This is a genomic window from Acidovorax sp. Leaf78 (assembly GCF_001422735.1).
In the GTDB taxonomy this organism is placed as follows: Bacteria; Pseudomonadota; Gammaproteobacteria; order Burkholderiales; family Burkholderiaceae_C; genus Acidovorax.
The window spans coordinates 340,050-356,514 of the sequence record NZ_LMLZ01000001.1 but is presented as its reverse complement, the minus strand read 5'-3'; the positions used below and the strand labels follow the sequence as shown (position 1 = coordinate 356,514).

Sequence of the window (16,465 nt, the reverse complement as noted above, 5' to 3'; positions counted from 1 at the left end):
AGCGCAGATCACCGCGCTGCCGCTGCGGCGACGCCGAAGGCACCGGTGCGCAGCATGGGTCCATGCCCCTACTGGCAGTGTTGCTGGGTTCGGCAGCGCGCGTTATCGGTACAAGCCCTAAAATGAACCGGTGACAACCATTCTCAACGCCGACCTGCACTGCCACTCCGTCGTATCCGATGGCACCCTCACGCCCGAAGACCTGGCCGCCCGCGCCAAGGCCAACGGGGTCGAGCTGTGGGCGTTGACCGACCATGACGAGATCGGTGGCCAGCACCGCGCCCTGGCCGCAGCGCGCGCCCAGGGCATGCCCTACCTCACGGGCGTCGAGATTTCCGTCACCTTTGCCGACACCACGGTCCACATCGTGGGCCTGGGGTTCGACCCCGACAACGCCCAGTTGGTCGACGGCCTGGCCGCCACGCGCGGCGGGCGCGGCGAACGCGCCAAGGACATGGCGGCCCAGCTGGCGCAGGTAGGCATCCACAACGCCTACGAGGGCGCCCTGCAGTTCGTGGGCAACCCCGCGCTGATCTCGCGCACGCACTTTGCCCGCTTTCTGGTGGAAACCGGCGTCTGCCGCGACACGCCCGAGGTCTTTCGCAAGTACCTCACCGAAGGCAAGCCCGGCTATGTGCCCCACCGCTGGGCGGCCCTGGGCGACGCCGTGCGCTGGATCACCGAGGCCGGCGGCATGGCGGTGATCGCCCACCCGGCCCGCTACAAGTTCAGCGCCAATGAAGAGTTCGCGCTGTTTTCCGAATTCAAGCAGCACGGCGGGCGCGGCGTGGAGGTGGTCACCGGCAGCCACAGCGCGCCCGAATACGTGACCTACGCCGCGATGGCCGAGGAGTTCGGCCTGGCCGCCTCGCGCGGCAGCGACTTCCACAGCCCCGACGAATCGCACACCGACCTGGGCACGCTGCCGATGTTGCCGGGCCAGTTGACCCCCGTGTGGGAGTTGCTGGCCGACAAAATCCAGCGATAGAACCCGCCCTGGCGCAGCCAGCCGCTGCGCGGCGCAGCGTGCACCACCGGCCGTCTGCAGCGTGGGGTGCGCCCCGGTCGGCGGACCGAAGGGCCGAGACCGCACTGTGCGGTGCACTGGCCTCGACTGCAGCGGGTCGGCCGTTGCGCGCCGTGCACTTCGTATTTTTGTGAACCCTTGAGACCGCCCCACCATGGCCCAGTATTTTGAAGCCCACCCCGACAATCCCCAGCCCCGCCTGCTCAAGCAGGCCGCCTTGCTGCTGCAAAAGGGCGGCATCGTGGCCGTGCCCACGGACTCGAGCTACGCACTCGTCTGCCACCTGGACGACAAGGACGCGGTGGACCGCCTGCGCCGCATCCGCCAGGTGGACGACAAGCACCACCTCACGCTGCTGTGCCGCGACCTGTCCGAGCTGGCCAACTACGCCCGCGTGGACAACCGGCAGTACCGCCTGCTCAAGCTGGGCACGCCCGGCCCCTACACCTTCATCCTGGAAGCCACCAAGGAAGTGCCGCGCCGCGTGAGCCACCCTTCGCGCAAGACCATCGGCCTGCGCGTGCCCGACCGCAAGGGCCTGCAACTGCTGCTGGAGCTGCACGGCGCCCCGCTGCTGGCCACCACGTTGATCCCCGCAGGCGAAACCGAACCCCTGAACGACCCGCAGGACATCCGCGCGCGCTACGAAAAACTGCTCGACGCCATCGTCGACGCTGGCGCCTGCCCCCTGGAGCCCACCACCGTGATCGACCTGACCCCGATGGGCGCCGGCGGCGACCCCGAAGTCATCCGCGAAGGCCGCGGAAGCCTGCAAGCGCTGGGGTTGTAGAACTGAAGTCTCGGCCCCCTCCTCTGCGCCTGTGAAGACCGTGCTGAGCCTCAGAGTCCTTTTTTGGATTGCAGCGCCCAAAACTGGCGCGGCCCAAGGCCAGTGCCACCGTGGATCTGGCTCCGCCAGTCCAGGGGTGGCGTCCCCCTGAGGGGGAAGCCGCGCAGCGGCTCAGGGGGCTACAACTTGAATGCGCCGACCGCCTGCTCCAGGTCGCTGGCCTGTGCCGACAGTGCCGAGGCCGTGGCCACCGCGTTCTGCACCAGCGCCGCCGTCTCCTGCGTGGCACCGTCCATGTGCGATACGGCGGTGTTCACATGGCTGATGGCTTCGCTCTGCTCGCGCAGGGCCACCGAGATCTCGCCCAGCAGCGTGCTCACCTGGCCCACGGCCACCACGATCTCTTCCATGGTCTTGCCAGCCTTGCCGACCTGACCGGCGCCGCTTTCCACCTGCTCGACCGATGCGCTGATCAGCGCCTTGATCTCGCGTGCGGCCACGGCGCTGCGCTGCGCCAGGCTGCGCACTTCGCTGGCCACCACGGCAAAACCGCGGCCCTGCTCGCCCGCACGGGCCGCTTCCACCGCGGCGTTCAGCGCCAGGATGTTGGTCTGGAACGCGATGCCTTCGATCACCTGGATGATGTCCACGATCTTGCGCGAGCTGCCGCTGATGGCTTGCATGGTCTGCACCACCTCGCCCACCACCGCGCCGCCCTGCTCGGCGATGGCCGATGCCTTGACGGCCAGGCCGCTGGCCGAATGCGCGCGCTCGGCGTTCTGACGCACGGTGGCGGTCAGCTCTTCCATGCTGGCGGCGGTTTCGGTCAGGCTGGAGACCTGGTCTTCCGCGCGGCGCGACAAATTGCTGTTGCCCCGGTCGATGTCGGCGGCCGATGCGGTGATGGAGTCGGTGCTTTGCTTGATGCGCGAGACCAGGTCGGTCAGGGTGTCCTCCATGGTGCCCAGGCCGTCCAGAAGCCGTCCAAAGTCGCCTTCGAGGTCGGAGCTGAACTCCTGGCTCAGGTCACCCGAGGCCACGGTCTCGGCGATCAGGATGGCCTGGTTCAGCGGGCTCACGATGCCGCTGCGCAGGGTCAGAAAGGCCACCAGAGACAGCGCAAACACCGCAATGCCGCCGCCCACGATCCAGGAGCGGGCGCTGGACAAATGCTCTTGCGCCTGGGTGGCCTTGGACGTTCGCTCGCCGTCCGTGGCGGTGGACACCGCGCTGCGGTAGGTGTCTTCGGCGCGGCTGATGCGCGACAAACCCATGCCCATGATCAACGCCATCAGCAGCGCTATGCCGCCAAAGGCAAGAACGAGGCGGGTTCCGATTTTGAGGTGATCCAGGGGCACGGGATGTCTCCGAAAGGGTGTTTTGTATGAGTATGGGCCGCAGCGCAACGAGAAACAGCACCCCAAACCTGCGATGCATTTTGTTACTCCGTGCCACATGCTATCAACGATTGAGCGCGGAGGGTGTAACGCTGTCGTACAACCGCATCACCCTGCGTGGAGGGCCTGCGCTTTCCCTGGCCTCTGAGCGTGTTCCGTGCGTCTGAGACAATCGACGGGTGGACATCTCCAATCTCATCCAAACCGTTCTGATCTACGCCCTGCCGGTGTTGTTTGCCATCACGGTGCACGAGGCAGCCCATGGCTACGCCGCGCGCCACTTCGGCGACAACACCGCGTACATGATGGGCCGCATCACGCTCAACCCGCTCAAGCACATCGATCCGGTCGGCACCATCCTGATGCCGCTGCTCTTGTACTTCGCCACCTCGGGCGCGTTCCTGTTCGGCTACGCCAAGCCGGTGCCGGTCAACTTCGGCAACCTGCGCAACCCCAAGCGGCACATGATCTGGGTGGCCCTGGCCGGGCCGGCGTCCAATTTCTTCCAGGCGATCTTCTGGGCGGTGCTGCTGGTGGCGCTGGTGGGCTCGGGCGTGGACGAGCGCTTCTTCATCGAGATGGCGCGCGCCGGCGTGCTGGTCAACCTGGTGATGTGGGCGTTCAACCTGTTTCCGCTGCCGCCGCTCGATGGCGGGCGCATTCTGGTGGGCCTGTTGCCCTGGAAGCAGGCGCACATGGTCTCGCGCATCGAGCCCTACGGCTTCTTTATCGTGCTGGCACTGGTGGTGGCGGGTGTGGTGGGTGCGCTGTGGCTGCGCCCGCTGATGTCGGTGGGCTATACCGTCATCCAGTTTCTGCTCACGCCGCTCACAGCCCTGCTGAAATGACGCACCCCCTGAGTCGCCTGTGGCGCCTTCCCCCTCTCCTTCGGGAGGGGGACGCACCCGGTGGCCTGGCAGAGCCAGTTCCACGGGTGCACTGGCAGGCGCCGCGCCCGTCTCGCGTGCCGCACTCCACCTCTGGCATCGTGCAATGTCCAACCGTCTCCTTGTCCTCCATTTGCTGATTTCGTCCCCATGAGCACCACGCGCTTTCTCACCGGCATCACCACCACGGGCACGCCCCACCTGGGCAACTTCGTGGGCTCGATACGCCCTTCGGTGGCGGCCAGCCTGTCGCCCAACGTGCAGAGCTTCTACTTCCTGGCCGACTACCACGCGCTGATCAAGTGCGAGGACCCGGTGCGCATCCAGCGCTCCACGCTGGAGATCGCGGCCAGTTGGCTGGCGGCGGGCCTGAACCCCGACCACGTCACCTTCTACCGCCAGTCCGACATCCCCGAGATTCCCGAGCTCAACTGGCTGCTCTCGTGTGTGACCGGCAAGGGCGTGCTCAACCGCGCCCACGCCTACAAGGCATCGCAGGACAAGAACCTGGCGGCCGGGCGCGAGGCCGATGACGGAGTGACGGCGGGGCTGTTCATGTACCCCGTGCTCATGGGCGCGGACATCCTGATGTTCAAGGCGCACAAGGTGCCCGTGGGCCGTGACCAGATCCAGCACATCGAGATGGCGCGCGACATGGCTGCGAGCTTCAACCATCTGTATGGCGAACACTTCGTGCTGCCCGAGGCGGCCATCGACGAGCACGTGGCCACCTTGCCCGGGCTGGACGGCCGCAAGATGAGCAAGAGCTACGACAACACCATCCCGCTGTTCAGCTCGCGCGAGCAGCTCAAGAAGCTGATCGGCTCCATCCTCACCGACTCGCGCGCACCCGGCGAGCCCAAGGAGGTCGAGGGCTCGGCCCTGTTCCAGATCTACCAGGCCTTTGCCACGCCCGCAGAGACCGAAACACTGCGCAAGGCCTATGCCGACGGCATTGCCTGGGGAGACGCGAAGAACACCCTGTTCGAGCGCGTGGACCAGGTGATTGCGCCCATGCGCGCCAAGTACGAAGACCTCATCCACAACCCCGCGCGCATCGAAGCCACGCTGCTGGCTGGCGCCGAGCGCGCCCGCGGCCTCGCCACGCCGTTCATCCGCGAGCTGCGCTCCGCCGTGGGCCTGCGGAGCCTGGCCCAGGCTGCCACCGCCGCCAAGCCGGTGAAGGCCACCAAAGCCGCCCTGCCCTCGTTCAAGCAGTACCGCGAAGCCGACGGCAAGTTCTACTTCAAGCTGGTGGCGGCAGATGGCCGCCTGCTGCTGCAGAGCACCGGCTTCGACGCGCCCAAAGACGCCGGGCAAGCCATCGCCCAGCTGCAAAAGGACGCAGGCGCCCTGCAGGCCCTGGCCCCGCGCCTGGCCCCGGTAGATGGCGTGCAGGCGGCCGACGTGAGTGCGGCGCTGCAGGCACTGGCAGACGCTGCAGCCGCGGCCTGACATCCCCAACCGCCCCCACACCGACCCGGCCGCTGGCCGGGTTTTTCGTTTGCTCTCCTTTTTATAGCTGGTAGCGCATGACTGGCAAGCGGAAGGCCCTGAAAAGCCTCAATTCCTGCCACGACCGGCCACCCTCGTCCCAAAGCGCCACCGTCACCGCTCCCATCACCGCCCCCTTGACGAGGGAGAGCAGAGCTCACGTGCTGGTACTGCTCAATGCCGACGCACCACGCACGCACCCCTGCTGCGCCAGCGCTCCAAGATGCAGCGCCGCAACGGTGCCTGCACACCATGGCATTCCGCACCGTGTTGTGCTTAAACTGGCTCCATCTGTCCGCTGGACCTGGAGATGCCATGAAGCTTTTGACCGCCTCGCTCTGCGTGATCACCCTGCTGGCGGGTTGCAACGCGACCACCAACCACCCCTCGTCGGCCATGGCGTCGGGCCGGGACCGCACCTTCAGCGTGCCGGTCTATGGCACGGACACCGCGCCGGCCTACGGCGCCGCCACGCGCGAATGCCAAAAGCTCATGCTGTTTCCCAAGCTGCTGCGCAACGACGGCTCGCGCCTGGTCTTTGAATGCGTGAGTGAATCCCCCAACGGCCAGCCATGAGCCAGTCCGCCCGGGCATTCGGGTGCATGGCGCTGGCTACCGTGCTGGCGGGCTGTGCCGCACCCTCCGCACCGCGGGCCGGCGCCGGGGGAGCGACAGAGGCCGACGCCCCCACCCGGACCACCACCTGGACCAACAGCCTGGGCATGGTGTTCGTGCAGGTGCCCGCTGGCAGCTTCACCATGGGGGGCGTGGAGCCGCCCGAGACCCTGGCCCGGGCCTACCCCACGCTGGAGGCAAAACGCTTTACCGACCTGGCCGACGAGCAGCCCGCCCACACGGCGCACATCCGCCGCGCGTTCTACCTGGGTCAGCACGAGGTCACTGTGGGGCAGTTCCGGCGCTTCCTAGACGCCTCGGGCTACGTGCCCGAGTCGGTGGCGGACGGCACCGGCGGCTACGGCTACAACGCGCAGTACGACCCTGCCACCACGCGCCGGGGCGACGCCTTCGAGGGGCGCGACCCGCGCTATTCCTGGCGCAACCCCGGCTTTGCGCAGGGCGACGACCATCCGGTCGTCAACGTCACCTGGAACGACGCCCAGGCGCTGGCCGCCTGGCTGAGCCGCACCGAAGGCCAACGCTACCGCCTGCCCACCGAGGCCGAGTGGGAATACGCCTGCCGTGCCGGCACCCGCACCCGCTACCCGCACGGCGATGACCCGCAGGCGCTGGTGCGGTCTGCCAACGTGTTCGACCAAGCCGCGGCACCCTACTGGGCCCGCTGGCAGCAGCACGCCCTGGCGGGCAACGACGGCCACGCGTTCACCGCACCGGTGGGCAGCTACCCGCCCAACGCCTTCGGCCTGCACGATATGCTGGGCAATGCCTGGGAATGGGTGTCGGACTGGCATGGGGACGACTACTACGCAACGTCTCCGTCCGACGACCCGCAGGGCCCGGCGGAAGGCTCGGTGCGCGTGCGCCGGGGAGGCTCGTGGCACACGTGGTCGTTCTATGCGCGCTGCGGCTACCGCAACTGGAACAGCCCGGAGACACGCTACACGCTGGTGGGCATGCGCCTGGTGCGCGAGATCGAAGCGCCCGCCCCGGCCCGGCGCTGACCCAGCCTTGCTTGCGGCCGCTCCCCTCTACGCAGCGCCCTCTGTTCCTGCGCGCGGACGGAATGCGGGGCGGCGTCTGCGCGGCCCCCGATAGCGCAGGATGCGCCTGCGCCCTCCCTCCCACCGTCAACAAATGTCAACCGGCTGACGCCCTTCGGGCAACGCCTGCATGCAGCGCCTGTTCTCGCAAATAATCCGAGGTTGGACATTTTGGACAGGGGACACCATGCGAATTGCCGCACTGGACGACGACGCGCTGCAGCTCGATCTGATCAAGCAGGCCACCGAGGCCATGGGGCATGTGTGCCATACGCACCTGAACGGCGCCGACTTCCTGCGCGAACTGCGCCGCGAAACGTTTGACCTGCTGATCGTGGATTGGCACCTGCCCGACACCACCGGTCCCGAAGTGGTGCGCTGGGTGCGCAAGAACGTGGGCACCCAGCTGCCCATTCTGTTCGTCACCCACCGCCAGGAAGAACGCGACATCGTGGAGGGCCTGGGCAGCGGCGCAGACGACTTCATGGTCAAGCCCGTGCGCATCGGCGAGTTGACCGCGCGCGTGTGGGCGCTGCTGCGCCGCGCCTACCCCGACAATGCCGGTGGTGTCCTGGAGTTTGGGCGCTACCGCTTTCTGCCGGAAACACGGTCCATCGAGGTGGACGGCGTGGCCGTCGAGCTCAAGAACCGCGAGTACGACCTGGCGCTGTTCCTGTTCCAGAACATGGGCCGGCTGCTGTCGCGCGACCACCTCAAGGACATCATCTGGGGCCAGGTGGCGGATGTGATGTCGCGCTCGCTGGACACCCACATCTCGCGCCTTCGCACCCTGCTCGACCTGCGCCCTGCCAATGGCTTCATCGTCTCGGCGGTGTACGGTGTGGGGTACCGCTTTGAAGCGGTGGACGCCCAGAAAAGGGCCTGAGGCGCGCACGACCATGGCCATGGGCGGCCAGCTACCCTGAGGCCGCCCGCGCCCCGCCCACCCGGCGGACACCAGGAGATTTTGATTTGGCCAGCACTTACCGCCCCACCCAACGTGACAGCCGACGTAAAAGCCGATGTGACAGCGGGCAAGCCACCCGGTGTGACAAGGGGCACGGCACCTGTCAGGCCCTGCGCCCGCTGTCGGCCTTGAGCCTTGCCCTGTGCATGGCAGGCTTTGCGGCACCCGCCGCGCACGCCGACACGCCCCACCCGCAGGGCGACGAGATCGCCCACACCGTGCAGGACGGCGACACGCTGGAGGGCCTGGCCCGCGCCTACCTGGATGCGCCCCGGCAATGGCCGCTGCTGCAGGCGCGCAACAAGGTCGCCAACCCACGGCGACTGCAACCGGGCTCGGTGGTGTGGATCCCCGTGCGCCTGCAGCCCGCGGAGTCGGCCACGGTGGAGTTCGTGCACGGCACGGTCACAGCGCAGGGCCCCGCTGGCGACGCGCGCACGGCCGTGGTCCAGGGCGGCAAGCTCGAAGAGGGCACTGCGCTGCAGGTGGGCCCCGACGCGTTCGTGGCCGTGAAGCTGGCCGACGGCACCGTGGTGCGCGTGCAGGCCCACTCCGAGCTGCAACTGCGCCAGCTGCGCCGTCGCGGCCGCGCGGGCAGCGTGCAGTCGGTGCTGGAGATGCGAAGCGGCGCGGTGGAGTCGTCGGTACCGCCCAGTGCAGAGCCGTTTCGGAGGTTCGAGCTGCGCACGCCGCTGGCGGTGACCAGCGTGCGCGGCACCCACTTCAGCGTGGCCATGACGGACACGGGTAGCACCGCGGCGTCGGTGCTCAATGGGTCTGTGGCCGTGCAGCCGCGCCAGGGCGACACGCCCACCGCCCAGCCCGACCCCTCGGCCCCCACGGCCTTGCTATCGCCCGGCCAGGGCCTGGCCGTGGCAGCCGACGGCACGGTGGGCGCACCGCGCGCCCTGCTGCCCGCACCCGACACCTCGGCCGTCCCCACCACGCTGGGAGATGCCGGCCTGCTGGCCATCAACGTGCCGCCGCTCGCAGGCGCTGCGCGCTATGAAGCGCAGGTCGCGCGGGACGCTGACTTCACCCAGGTGGTGCGCCACGGGCGCTTTACCGACGGCCAACTGCGCTGGAAGGCGCTGGAGGACGGGCGCTACTACCTGTCGGTGCGCGCGCTGGATGACGCGGGCATCCCTGGTGTGCCCGCCGTGCTGCCCTTTGCCGTCAAGACCCGGCCCGTGCCGCCGCTGTACCAAAGCCCCGCGCCCGGCGCCGTGGTGGCGCGCGGCGCCGCGGAACTGCGGTGCACGCAGGTGCCCGGTGCGCGCTGGTTCCGCGTGCAGGTGGCGGCCAGCACGGCCACCGCAGCTGGCGAGCGCGCCTGGAGCCAGCCCGTGCTCGACGAGCAGCGCCTGACCGAATGCCGTCTGCCCATTGCGGGCCTTCCAGCGGGGGAGTACCTCTGGCGCGTTGCCAGCCTGCTGGAGCTGCCGGGCGGCCAGGCCGACCAGGGGCCTTTTGCACCGCCGCAGCCCTTCACCGTGGCCGAGCGGCCTGCCACGCTGTCTGCACAGTCGCTGCAGGCGCAGGACGGTGACACGTCCGTGCACCTGCACTGGCCTGCCCAGCCCGGCCAGCGCTTTCGGCTGCAACTGGCGGCCGCCACCGACCCCGCGTTCGACGCTGTGACCCTCGACACCGTGCTCGATGCGCCGCAGTGGACAGGCAGCGACCTGCCAGCGGGCGAGTACCTGGTCCGCATTCAGGTGCTGGACCCCACGGGCCTGGGCAGCGACTTCTCCCCTGCGCGCCAGATCCGCGTCGGATCGGGTATCCGCACCGGGGCGGGCCTGCCGGTGTCCACATCCAGCGGCCAGCCGCTGGCGCGCCCTTGAGCGCGGCTGGGCAGGGTGTTCCACCCGTCTACCGGGTGGCCTGATCCATGTGGACCTTTGCACGCAGCCGCGGCCGACAGCGGCGCCTGGAATGGAGCCTGCTGTCCGTGGCCCTGCTCGCGCTGGTGGCCTGGCTCAGCCCACCGGCCAGCCTGGGCCGGGTGAACCATCTGGTGCAGGACGCGGGCTTGCGCTTGCTGTCGCGGCCTGCGCGCCCCGACATCGTGATCGTCGCCATCGATGACCGCAGCATCGCCAGCATCGGCCGATGGCCCTGGCGCCGTGCACTGCATGCCGAGCTGATCTCGCGCATCTCGGCGCAGGCGCCCCGCGCCATCGGCATGGATGTGCTCTTTGGCGAAGAAGACCAGGACTACCCCGAAGACGACGCCCTGCTGGCCGATGCCATGGCGCGCAGCGGCCGCATGGTGCTGCCCATGATGCGTCGTGGCTACGGACCTGCTGCCAGCCAGGCCGACCTGCCGTGGCCGCCGCTGGCCCAGGCCGCAGCCCGCCTGGGGCATGTGCACGTGGCGCCCGACACCGATGGCGTGGTGCGCAGCTTCTACCTGACCGAAGGCCCCGGGGCAGCGCCCTGGCCCCACTTCGGCACCGCGCTGCACTGCGTGGGCCAGCCCGGTGCCACAGGCTGCACCCCGCTGGTCAAGCCGGTGGACACCACCGCCGCCGCGGGCACCGTCCCCACCGGCCCCGCAGGCCCCACCAGCGACTGGCAGCGCAACGACCGCACGCTCATCGCCTACGCGGGCGGCCCAGGCCACTTCCCCACCCATTCGTACATCGACGTGCTGCGCGGCCAGGTGCCGGCAGATGCGTTCCGCGGCAAGTATGTGCTGGTCGGCGCTGCGGCATCGGGCCTGGGCGACATGTTCGCCACGCCGGTCAGCCAGCAGTCGCGGCTGATGCCCGGCGTGGAGGTGGTGGCGCATGTGCTGGACAGCCGGCTGTCGGGCGCCGGCATCCGGCCTGCCGGCGCGGTGGCCAACACGCTTTTCAATCTGGTCCCGGTGGCGTGCGCGCTGCTGGCGCTGCTGCTGGCCGGCCCTTTCGTCGCCCTGCTGACCAGCGCACTGTTGGCCGTGGGAACCCTGCTGCTGAGCGTGGCCCTGCCCTGGTGGCTGGGCCTGCAGCTGGCCCCTGCGGCGGCCATGCTGGGGCTGGTGCTGGCCTACCCGCTGTGGAGCTGGCGGCGCCTGAGCGCTGCCGCGCATTTTCTGCGGCAGGAGATGGAGCGCCTGCAGCGCGACGGCCTGTCGCTGCGGCTGCCGACCCGCGCGGGCGACACCGGCGACTTTCTGGAAAAGCGCATCAACGCCGTGGAGCGCGCGTCGCGCCAGCTGCGTGACCTGCACCACTTCGTGAGCGAGAGCCTGCAGCAGCTACCCTCGCCCACCATCGTGTGCGACCCTGCGGGCCGCATCCTGCTCACCAACATGGCTGCGCGCCGGCATGTGGGCGGAGACATCGCACTGCCGCTGCAGGGCCAGTCGGTGGCCGAGCTGCTGCACGACCTGGTCCACACCGGCACCGGCCAGCCCTTGGTCACGGCGGAGAACCTGCACTCCAAAACGATGCCCGAGCAAAGTGAGGGGCATGATGCACGGGGCCGCAGCCTGCTGGTGCAGTGCAAGCCTTTCACCGACCTGGCCAAGGCGGGCTGGCTGATCACGCTGGTCGACCTGACCGAGATGCGGCATGCGCAGCAGCAGCGCGACCAGGCGTTGAACTTCATCTCGCACGACATCCGCGCGCCCAACGCGTCCATCCTGACGCTGCTGGAGATGCAGCGCGCCTACCCCGGTCGCATGTCGCACGAAGAAATGATGCAGCGCATCGGGCGCTATGCGCGCACCTCGCTGGGCATGGCCGAGAACTTCGTGCACCTGGCCAGCGCGCAGTCGCAGGAGTACCGCAGGGCGCCGCTGGACCTGGTGGCGATGCTCGCGGAAACCGTGGACGACACCTGGGCCCTGGCCCGCGACGGGGGCGTCGACGTGATGATCACCACCGCTCCGGATACGGCCCCTGCGCTGGGAGACCGGTCGCTACTGGTCCGCGCGCTGGTCAATGTGCTGCACAACGCCATCAAGTTCAGCCCGGCGGGCAGCACCGTACAGTGCGCGATCGCGCCGCGCGGCACGCAGTGGGTGGTGTCGGTGCGGGACCAGGGGCCTGGCATTGCGCCGCAGTTGCGAGGCCGGTTGTTCGCCCCCTTTCAGCGCCTGCACGACCGCAGCCATCCCGCCGTGGGCGGCGTGGGCCTGGGCCTGGCGCTGGTGCACACCGTGGTGCAGCGCCACGGGGGCACGCTGGAGGTGGACAGCGAGGTGGGGCGCGGGACGGAATTCAGGCTGGTGCTGCCGGGCCTTGCCGAGCCGGTCGCTACCGACTGAGTGGCCCAAGCACAATACTATTGAATTGATAGCAAAAAAATGGCTACCAACAAGCGGTAGGTGCCATTTTTACTCAATTCCTACTCTGCGCACAGGTTCAGCGTGGCGAAAGGGGGCGCTCATGGTGAAGGGCTCGACACTTTCAAGGAACGAGGACGAGCTTGCCCAACGTGTCACCGCTGCCCGGCAGCTCGTGGGCCTGACGGGCTTGAATCCGGCGCCAACGCCAGATGCCAGACGCTTCACTCCGGCAGGTCGTCCAGCCGGTAGCCAAAGCCCCGCACCGTCTTGATGAGGGCGAGCGGCTGGCCTTCGTCGATCTTGGCACGCAGGCGCCGCACGTAGACATCCACCACATTGGTCAGCGGGTCCTGGCTGGTGCCCCACACGTTGGACAAAATGCGCTCGCGGCTGTACACGCGGCCTGGCGAATTCATGAGCAACTCCAGCAGCGCCAGCTCCTTGGCCGTGAGCGTGATGGTCTGGCCGGCACGGCTGGCGCTCATCCGCTCCAGGTCCAGGGTCAGGTCTGCCACATGCAGCAGGGTGGAGCGCGGCTTTTGCTCGCGACCCCGGCGCATCAGCGCTTCGATGCGCGCGATCAGTTCGTCGAAGGCGAAAGGCTTGGTCAGATAGTCGTCCGCGCCCAGGCGCAGGCCCTGCACCTTGTCCGCCGTGTTGCCCAGCGCGCTCAGGATCAGCACCGGTACGTGGTGCCCTTCAGCACGCAGCGTCTGGCACAGCTCCAGGCCGCTCAGACCCGGCAGCATCAGGTCCAGGATCAGGATGGCGGGCTCGGTGGTGCGCGCCATGGCCAGGCCGTCGGTACCGTTGCGCGCCAGCTCGACGCGGTAGCCTTCGGCGCGCAGACCGCGCAGCAGGAAGTCCGCGACACGGGCATCGTCTTCTACCACCAGGATGTTCATAAGGTCACAAGGCCCATTCAGGCGCGTCGGCCGCAATGACCGGCAAGGAGATGCGAACGGTGGTGCCGCGCAAGGCGACGCTGTGCACATCGATCTGCCCGGCATGCGCGTGCACGATGGACTGGGCTATCGACAAGCCGATGCCGGTGCCGTCAGCCCGGTGCGCACGGGCCCGCTGGCCGCGCACGAAGCGCTCGAAAATATGCGGCAGTTCGTCCTCGTCGATGCCGATTCCTGCATCGCTCACGACGACGGTCGCCACCGACGGATCGCTGCGCAGCGCGACCGCCACCGTGGCGCCTTCGGGAGAGTACCGCACGGCGTTGTCGAGGACGATCATGACCGCCTGGACCAGCCTGTTCGCATCGGCATGCACGCGCACCGGGCCTGCCGCCGCACCGCCCAGATCCAGCTGCACATCGACCCGGCGGTCGGCGCCCAGGGTTCGGGCCTGGTCCACCGCCTCGGCCAGCAGCGCAGGCATGTCGGTGGTGGTCGGCTTCATGACGAGCTGGTCCGCCTCGGCCTTGGCGATCAGCATCAGGTCATGGATCAGGCCGGTCATCTGGTCGATGCCGCTGATCACGCGGCCCAGTGCCTGCCGGTATTCGGCAGTGGGTTTGTCCTTGCCGCGCAGCGCGATCTCGGCCTCGCCGCGGATCGCGGTAGCGGGGGTGCGCAGCTCGTGCCCCAGGTCGGCAAACAGCTGCCGGCGCCGTTCGTCCAGTTGCTTGAGGGTGTCGTGCGCGGCGCTGAGCTCCCGCGTCCTGTCGTGCACCGCCACCTCCAGGTCGTGCCGCGCCGCATCGGCTGCAGACCGGTGGCTTTGCAGCTCCTGCGCCATGGCGTTGAAGCTCTGCGCCACGTGGTCGAACTCGTCGCGCGACTCGGTGGCGATGCGGTGATCCAGCGCGCCCGCCTGCAGGGCCTGGGTGCCGGCGAGCAGGCGGTCCAGCGGCTGCTGCAGGCGGCGGCTCAGGCTCAAGGCCATGACGATCGCAGCCGCCAGGGTGATGAGTGCCATGGCGATGGCTTTTTCGCGCAGGGCGGCCAGCGCGCGCTCTGTCGCGGCCCGCGCCACGGGCACGGTGAGCCGCTGGCGGTCGATGGCACCGTTGAGGACTTCGCGCAGGTCACGGCCCTTGGCCATGTCGAACACCTGGTTGATCTCGCCCCACAGTACAGCAAACTCGGCGCCTGGCTCCAGGGGGTTCAAAGGTTTCAGCCGCGCATCGACGGCCTTTATGTTGTCCTTGAGCAGCTCGGAGACGCCCACGAGCTGGTGCACCTCCTGCGGCACCGCGATGCCGTCGCGCTCGGCCAGTTCACGCCAGAGTGCCGCGTCCTGCACGGCCAGTGATTCCAACGCGGTGGCACTGCGCTGCATGTTTTCGATCAGCCGCTCGCGCACCTCGGGCACGGCGTCGGCGTTCATCAGGCGCTGCATGGCCCACACACGCAGCCGCTGCTTGTTGGCCGACAGGTCCAGCAGCTCCGACAGGATGTCGCTGGTAAGGCGGCTGTGGCGCGCGTAGTCGTTCACGCGGTAGGCACCCCAGTAGACGAAAGCGGCCTGCACGCACACCAGTGCCAGCAGCGCCGCAAACGCCAGGGACAGCCGCGTGCGAAACATCGGGTGGAGCCAACTCTTCATGGGCGCAGTGGTGCCAAGCCGCGACGGTTCATGCACGCAGGCCGGTGTATGCAGCGGCGGGGGCGGGCAGCTTCATGCCAGTGCCTCACCAGACCTTGTCGATGGACCCCGACCACAGCTCGTTCAAATCCGGGAACCGCCACTTGTCCGGGTCCTCCCGCGCCACGATCTTTTCGGTGCACCCTGGTGCTGCCAGGTCCACCAGCTCCGGCGGAATGCGCAGATCGGACTTGGTGCTGAAGAACACCTTCACGATCGGTGTGGTGAGCGCTGCCGGCGCCTGCTCCGTCACTACCCCGATGCGCCCGGAGGTCAGCCGCACGAGCGAGCCTACGGGGTAGATGCCGATGCTCTTGACGAAGGCCTGGAACAGCCGCGCATCAAAGTGGTCGTTCGTCCACTCCGCCATGCGCCGCAGCGATTCGGCCGGGTCCCAGCCGCGCTTGTACGGCCGGTCGGACGTCACGGCGTCGTACACGTCGCAGATCGCCGTCATGCGCGCGATGATGCTGATGCCGTCGCCCTTGAGCTTGTCCGGGTAGCCCGTGCCGTCCACCTTTTCGTGGTGGTGCAGGCAGGCGTCCATCACCGCCTCGGGCACGCCAGAGCCTTCCTTGAGCATGTGGTAGCCCTCCACCGGGTGGCTGCGCACCACGGTGAACTCCTGGTCGGTGAGCTTGCCGGGCTTGTTGAGCACCGCCAGCGGGATCGCCGCCTTGCCCAGGTCGTGCAAGAGCCCCGCCATGCCCGCCAGGCGCTGCTGGTCGTCCTTGAGCTTGAGCTGCTTGGCCAGCGCCACCATGAGCGCGCACACCGCCACCGAGTGCATGTAGGTGTAGTCGTCCGCGGTTTTCAGGCGTGCCAGGCTGATGAGGGCGCCGGGGTTGCGGGTGACGGAGTCGGTGATCTCCTCGACCAGGCTTTGCGCGCCCGCGGCGTCCACTGCACGGCCCATGCGCGCCTCGTTGAACATGGAGACCATCGCCTCCTTGGATTGCGTGCAGATGGCGGCGGCCCGCTTGAGCTCGCTTTTCATGTCCGTGGCGGTCCGGTCGCGCTGGGGCGGCGGCGGTGGGGGCGGCAGCGTGACCTTGAGCGTGGGCAGGTCTTCCAGGCGGCTGAAGTCGGTCTCGATCTTGGCGTCGGCCTCCTCGCGCGAGACGGAGGCGGTGCCTGGCGCCACGTCCAGGCCCTTGTCGGTGTCGATCCAGCACTCGTGGATGGCGGTGGACTGGATGCGGGCAAGGTCCTTGGGGTCCTTGAGCAGGAACTTGGCGCGCCAGAAGGGATGCTCCATCCACGAGCCGCAGAACTCGTGCAGGTACATGCCCAGGGTGAGGTGTTCGATTTGGATGCGCTTGAGCATGGCCTGGGACCTGGGGG

13 protein-coding genes are annotated in these 16,465 nt (G+C 68.5%); 9 read left to right on the top strand and 4 right to left on the bottom strand.

All coding sequences use genetic code 11. From position 1 onward, the window contains the following. The first annotated feature begins 130 nt into the window (after positions 1-130). Both ASF16_RS01610 and ASF16_RS01605 read left to right on the top strand, forming a co-directional pair. Complete coding sequence (locus tag ASF16_RS01610) at positions 131-988, top strand: 3',5'-nucleoside bisphosphate phosphatase (RefSeq protein ID WP_056161763.1); 858 nt, start codon at positions 131-133, stop codon at positions 986-988. 193 nt (positions 989-1,181) lie between these two features. Continuing rightward, complete coding sequence (locus ASF16_RS01605; protein WP_056161759.1) at positions 1,182-1,817, top strand: L-threonylcarbamoyladenylate synthase; 636 nt, start codon at positions 1,182-1,184, stop codon at positions 1,815-1,817. Positions 1,818-1,996: 179 nt separating this feature from the next. Here the strand turns inward: ASF16_RS01605 and ASF16_RS01600 are convergent, their stop codons facing one another. Then, positions 1,997-3,175 (bottom strand): methyl-accepting chemotaxis protein, encoded by a 1,179-nt coding sequence (locus ASF16_RS01600; RefSeq protein ID WP_056161757.1) that lies wholly within the window; start codon positions 3,173-3,175, stop codon positions 1,997-1,999. Between the two features lie 218 nt (positions 3,176-3,393). On the opposite strand from ASF16_RS01600, the gene ASF16_RS01595 reads away from it, so the two are divergent. The 7 genes from ASF16_RS01595 (at position 3,394) to ASF16_RS01565 (ending at position 12,502) form a co-directional block, all read left to right on the top strand. Then, positions 3,394-4,062 carry a site-2 protease family protein gene (locus ASF16_RS01595; RefSeq protein WP_056161756.1) on the top strand — a complete coding sequence of 223 codons (669 nt, stop codon included), beginning with the start codon at positions 3,394-3,396 and terminating at the stop codon, positions 4,060-4,062. Between the two features lie 189 nt (positions 4,063-4,251). Beyond that, on the top strand, positions 4,252-5,556 hold the full coding sequence (locus ASF16_RS01590) for a tryptophan--tRNA ligase (RefSeq protein ID WP_056161753.1): 1,305 nt from the start codon (positions 4,252-4,254) through the stop codon (positions 5,554-5,556). A gap of 354 nt (positions 5,557-5,910) precedes the next feature. Further along, positions 5,911-6,171: a hypothetical protein gene (locus ASF16_RS01585; protein ID WP_056161751.1), complete on the top strand. Its 261-nt coding sequence runs from the start codon at positions 5,911-5,913 to the stop codon at positions 6,169-6,171. Then, positions 6,168-7,235 (top strand): formylglycine-generating enzyme family protein, encoded by a 1,068-nt coding sequence (locus ASF16_RS01580; RefSeq protein ID WP_056161749.1) that lies wholly within the window; start codon positions 6,168-6,170, stop codon positions 7,233-7,235. The genes ASF16_RS01585 and ASF16_RS01580 overlap by 4 nt, the downstream gene beginning before the upstream one ends. Positions 7,236-7,461: 226 nt before the next feature. Then, positions 7,462-8,160 (top strand): response regulator transcription factor, encoded by a 699-nt coding sequence (locus tag ASF16_RS01575; RefSeq protein WP_056161747.1) that lies wholly within the window; start codon positions 7,462-7,464, stop codon positions 8,158-8,160. 209 nt (positions 8,161-8,369) lie between these two features. Beyond that, positions 8,370-10,088, top strand: a complete 1,719-nt coding sequence (locus tag ASF16_RS01570) for a FecR domain-containing protein (protein WP_235507220.1) — start codon at positions 8,370-8,372, stop codon at positions 10,086-10,088. Positions 10,089-10,135: 47 nt separating this feature from the next. After that, a complete protein-coding gene (locus tag ASF16_RS01565; RefSeq protein ID WP_056161745.1) occupies positions 10,136-12,502 on the top strand; it encodes a CHASE2 domain-containing protein in 2,367 nt (788 codons plus the stop codon). A gap of 242 nt (positions 12,503-12,744) precedes the next feature. On the opposite strand, the gene ASF16_RS01560 is transcribed toward ASF16_RS01565, so the two are convergent. The 3 genes from ASF16_RS01560 to ASF16_RS01550 all read right to left on the bottom strand — a co-directional run bounded on the left by ASF16_RS01560 (position 12,745) and on the right by ASF16_RS01550 (position 16,448). After that, on the bottom strand, positions 12,745-13,428 hold the full coding sequence (locus tag ASF16_RS01560; protein WP_056161744.1) for a response regulator transcription factor: 684 nt from the start codon (positions 13,426-13,428) through the stop codon (positions 12,745-12,747). Positions 13,429-13,432: 4 nt separating this feature from the next. Next, complete coding sequence (locus ASF16_RS01555) at positions 13,433-15,061, bottom strand: ATP-binding protein (RefSeq protein ID WP_056161742.1); 1,629 nt, start codon at positions 15,059-15,061, stop codon at positions 13,433-13,435. A 106-nt stretch (positions 15,062-15,167) separates the two neighbouring features. Further along, a complete protein-coding gene (locus tag ASF16_RS01550; RefSeq protein ID WP_056161740.1) occupies positions 15,168-16,448 on the bottom strand; it encodes an HD-GYP domain-containing protein in 1,281 nt (426 codons plus the stop codon). Positions 16,449-16,465: the final 17 nt, after the last annotated feature.

Bases quoted from the DNA above. Each gene is read 5' to 3' on its own strand.
- ASF16_RS01605 (WP_056161759.1), top strand. From the start codon at position 1,182: ATGGCCCAGTATTTTGAAGCCCACCCCGACAATCCCCAGCCCCGCCTG.
- ASF16_RS01590 (WP_056161753.1), top strand. From the start codon at position 4,252: ATGAGCACCACGCGCTTTCTCACCGGCATCACCACCACGGGCACGCCC.
- ASF16_RS01585 (WP_056161751.1), top strand. From the start codon at position 5,911: ATGAAGCTTTTGACCGCCTCGCTCTGCGTGATCACCCTGCTGGCGGGT.
- ASF16_RS01580 (WP_056161749.1), top strand. From the start codon at position 6,168: ATGAGCCAGTCCGCCCGGGCATTCGGGTGCATGGCGCTGGCTACCGTG.
- ASF16_RS01575 (WP_056161747.1), top strand. From the start codon at position 7,462: ATGCGAATTGCCGCACTGGACGACGACGCGCTGCAGCTCGATCTGATC.
- ASF16_RS01565 (WP_056161745.1), top strand. From the start codon at position 10,136: ATGTGGACCTTTGCACGCAGCCGCGGCCGACAGCGGCGCCTGGAATGG.
- ASF16_RS01560 (WP_056161744.1), bottom strand. From the start codon at position 13,428: ATGAACATCCTGGTGGTAGAAGACGATGCCCGTGTCGCGGACTTCCTG.
- ASF16_RS01555 (WP_056161742.1), bottom strand. From the start codon at position 15,061: ATGTTTCGCACGCGGCTGTCCCTGGCGTTTGCGGCGCTGCTGGCACTG.
- ASF16_RS01550 (WP_056161740.1), bottom strand. From the start codon at position 16,448: ATGCTCAAGCGCATCCAAATCGAACACCTCACCCTGGGCATGTACCTG.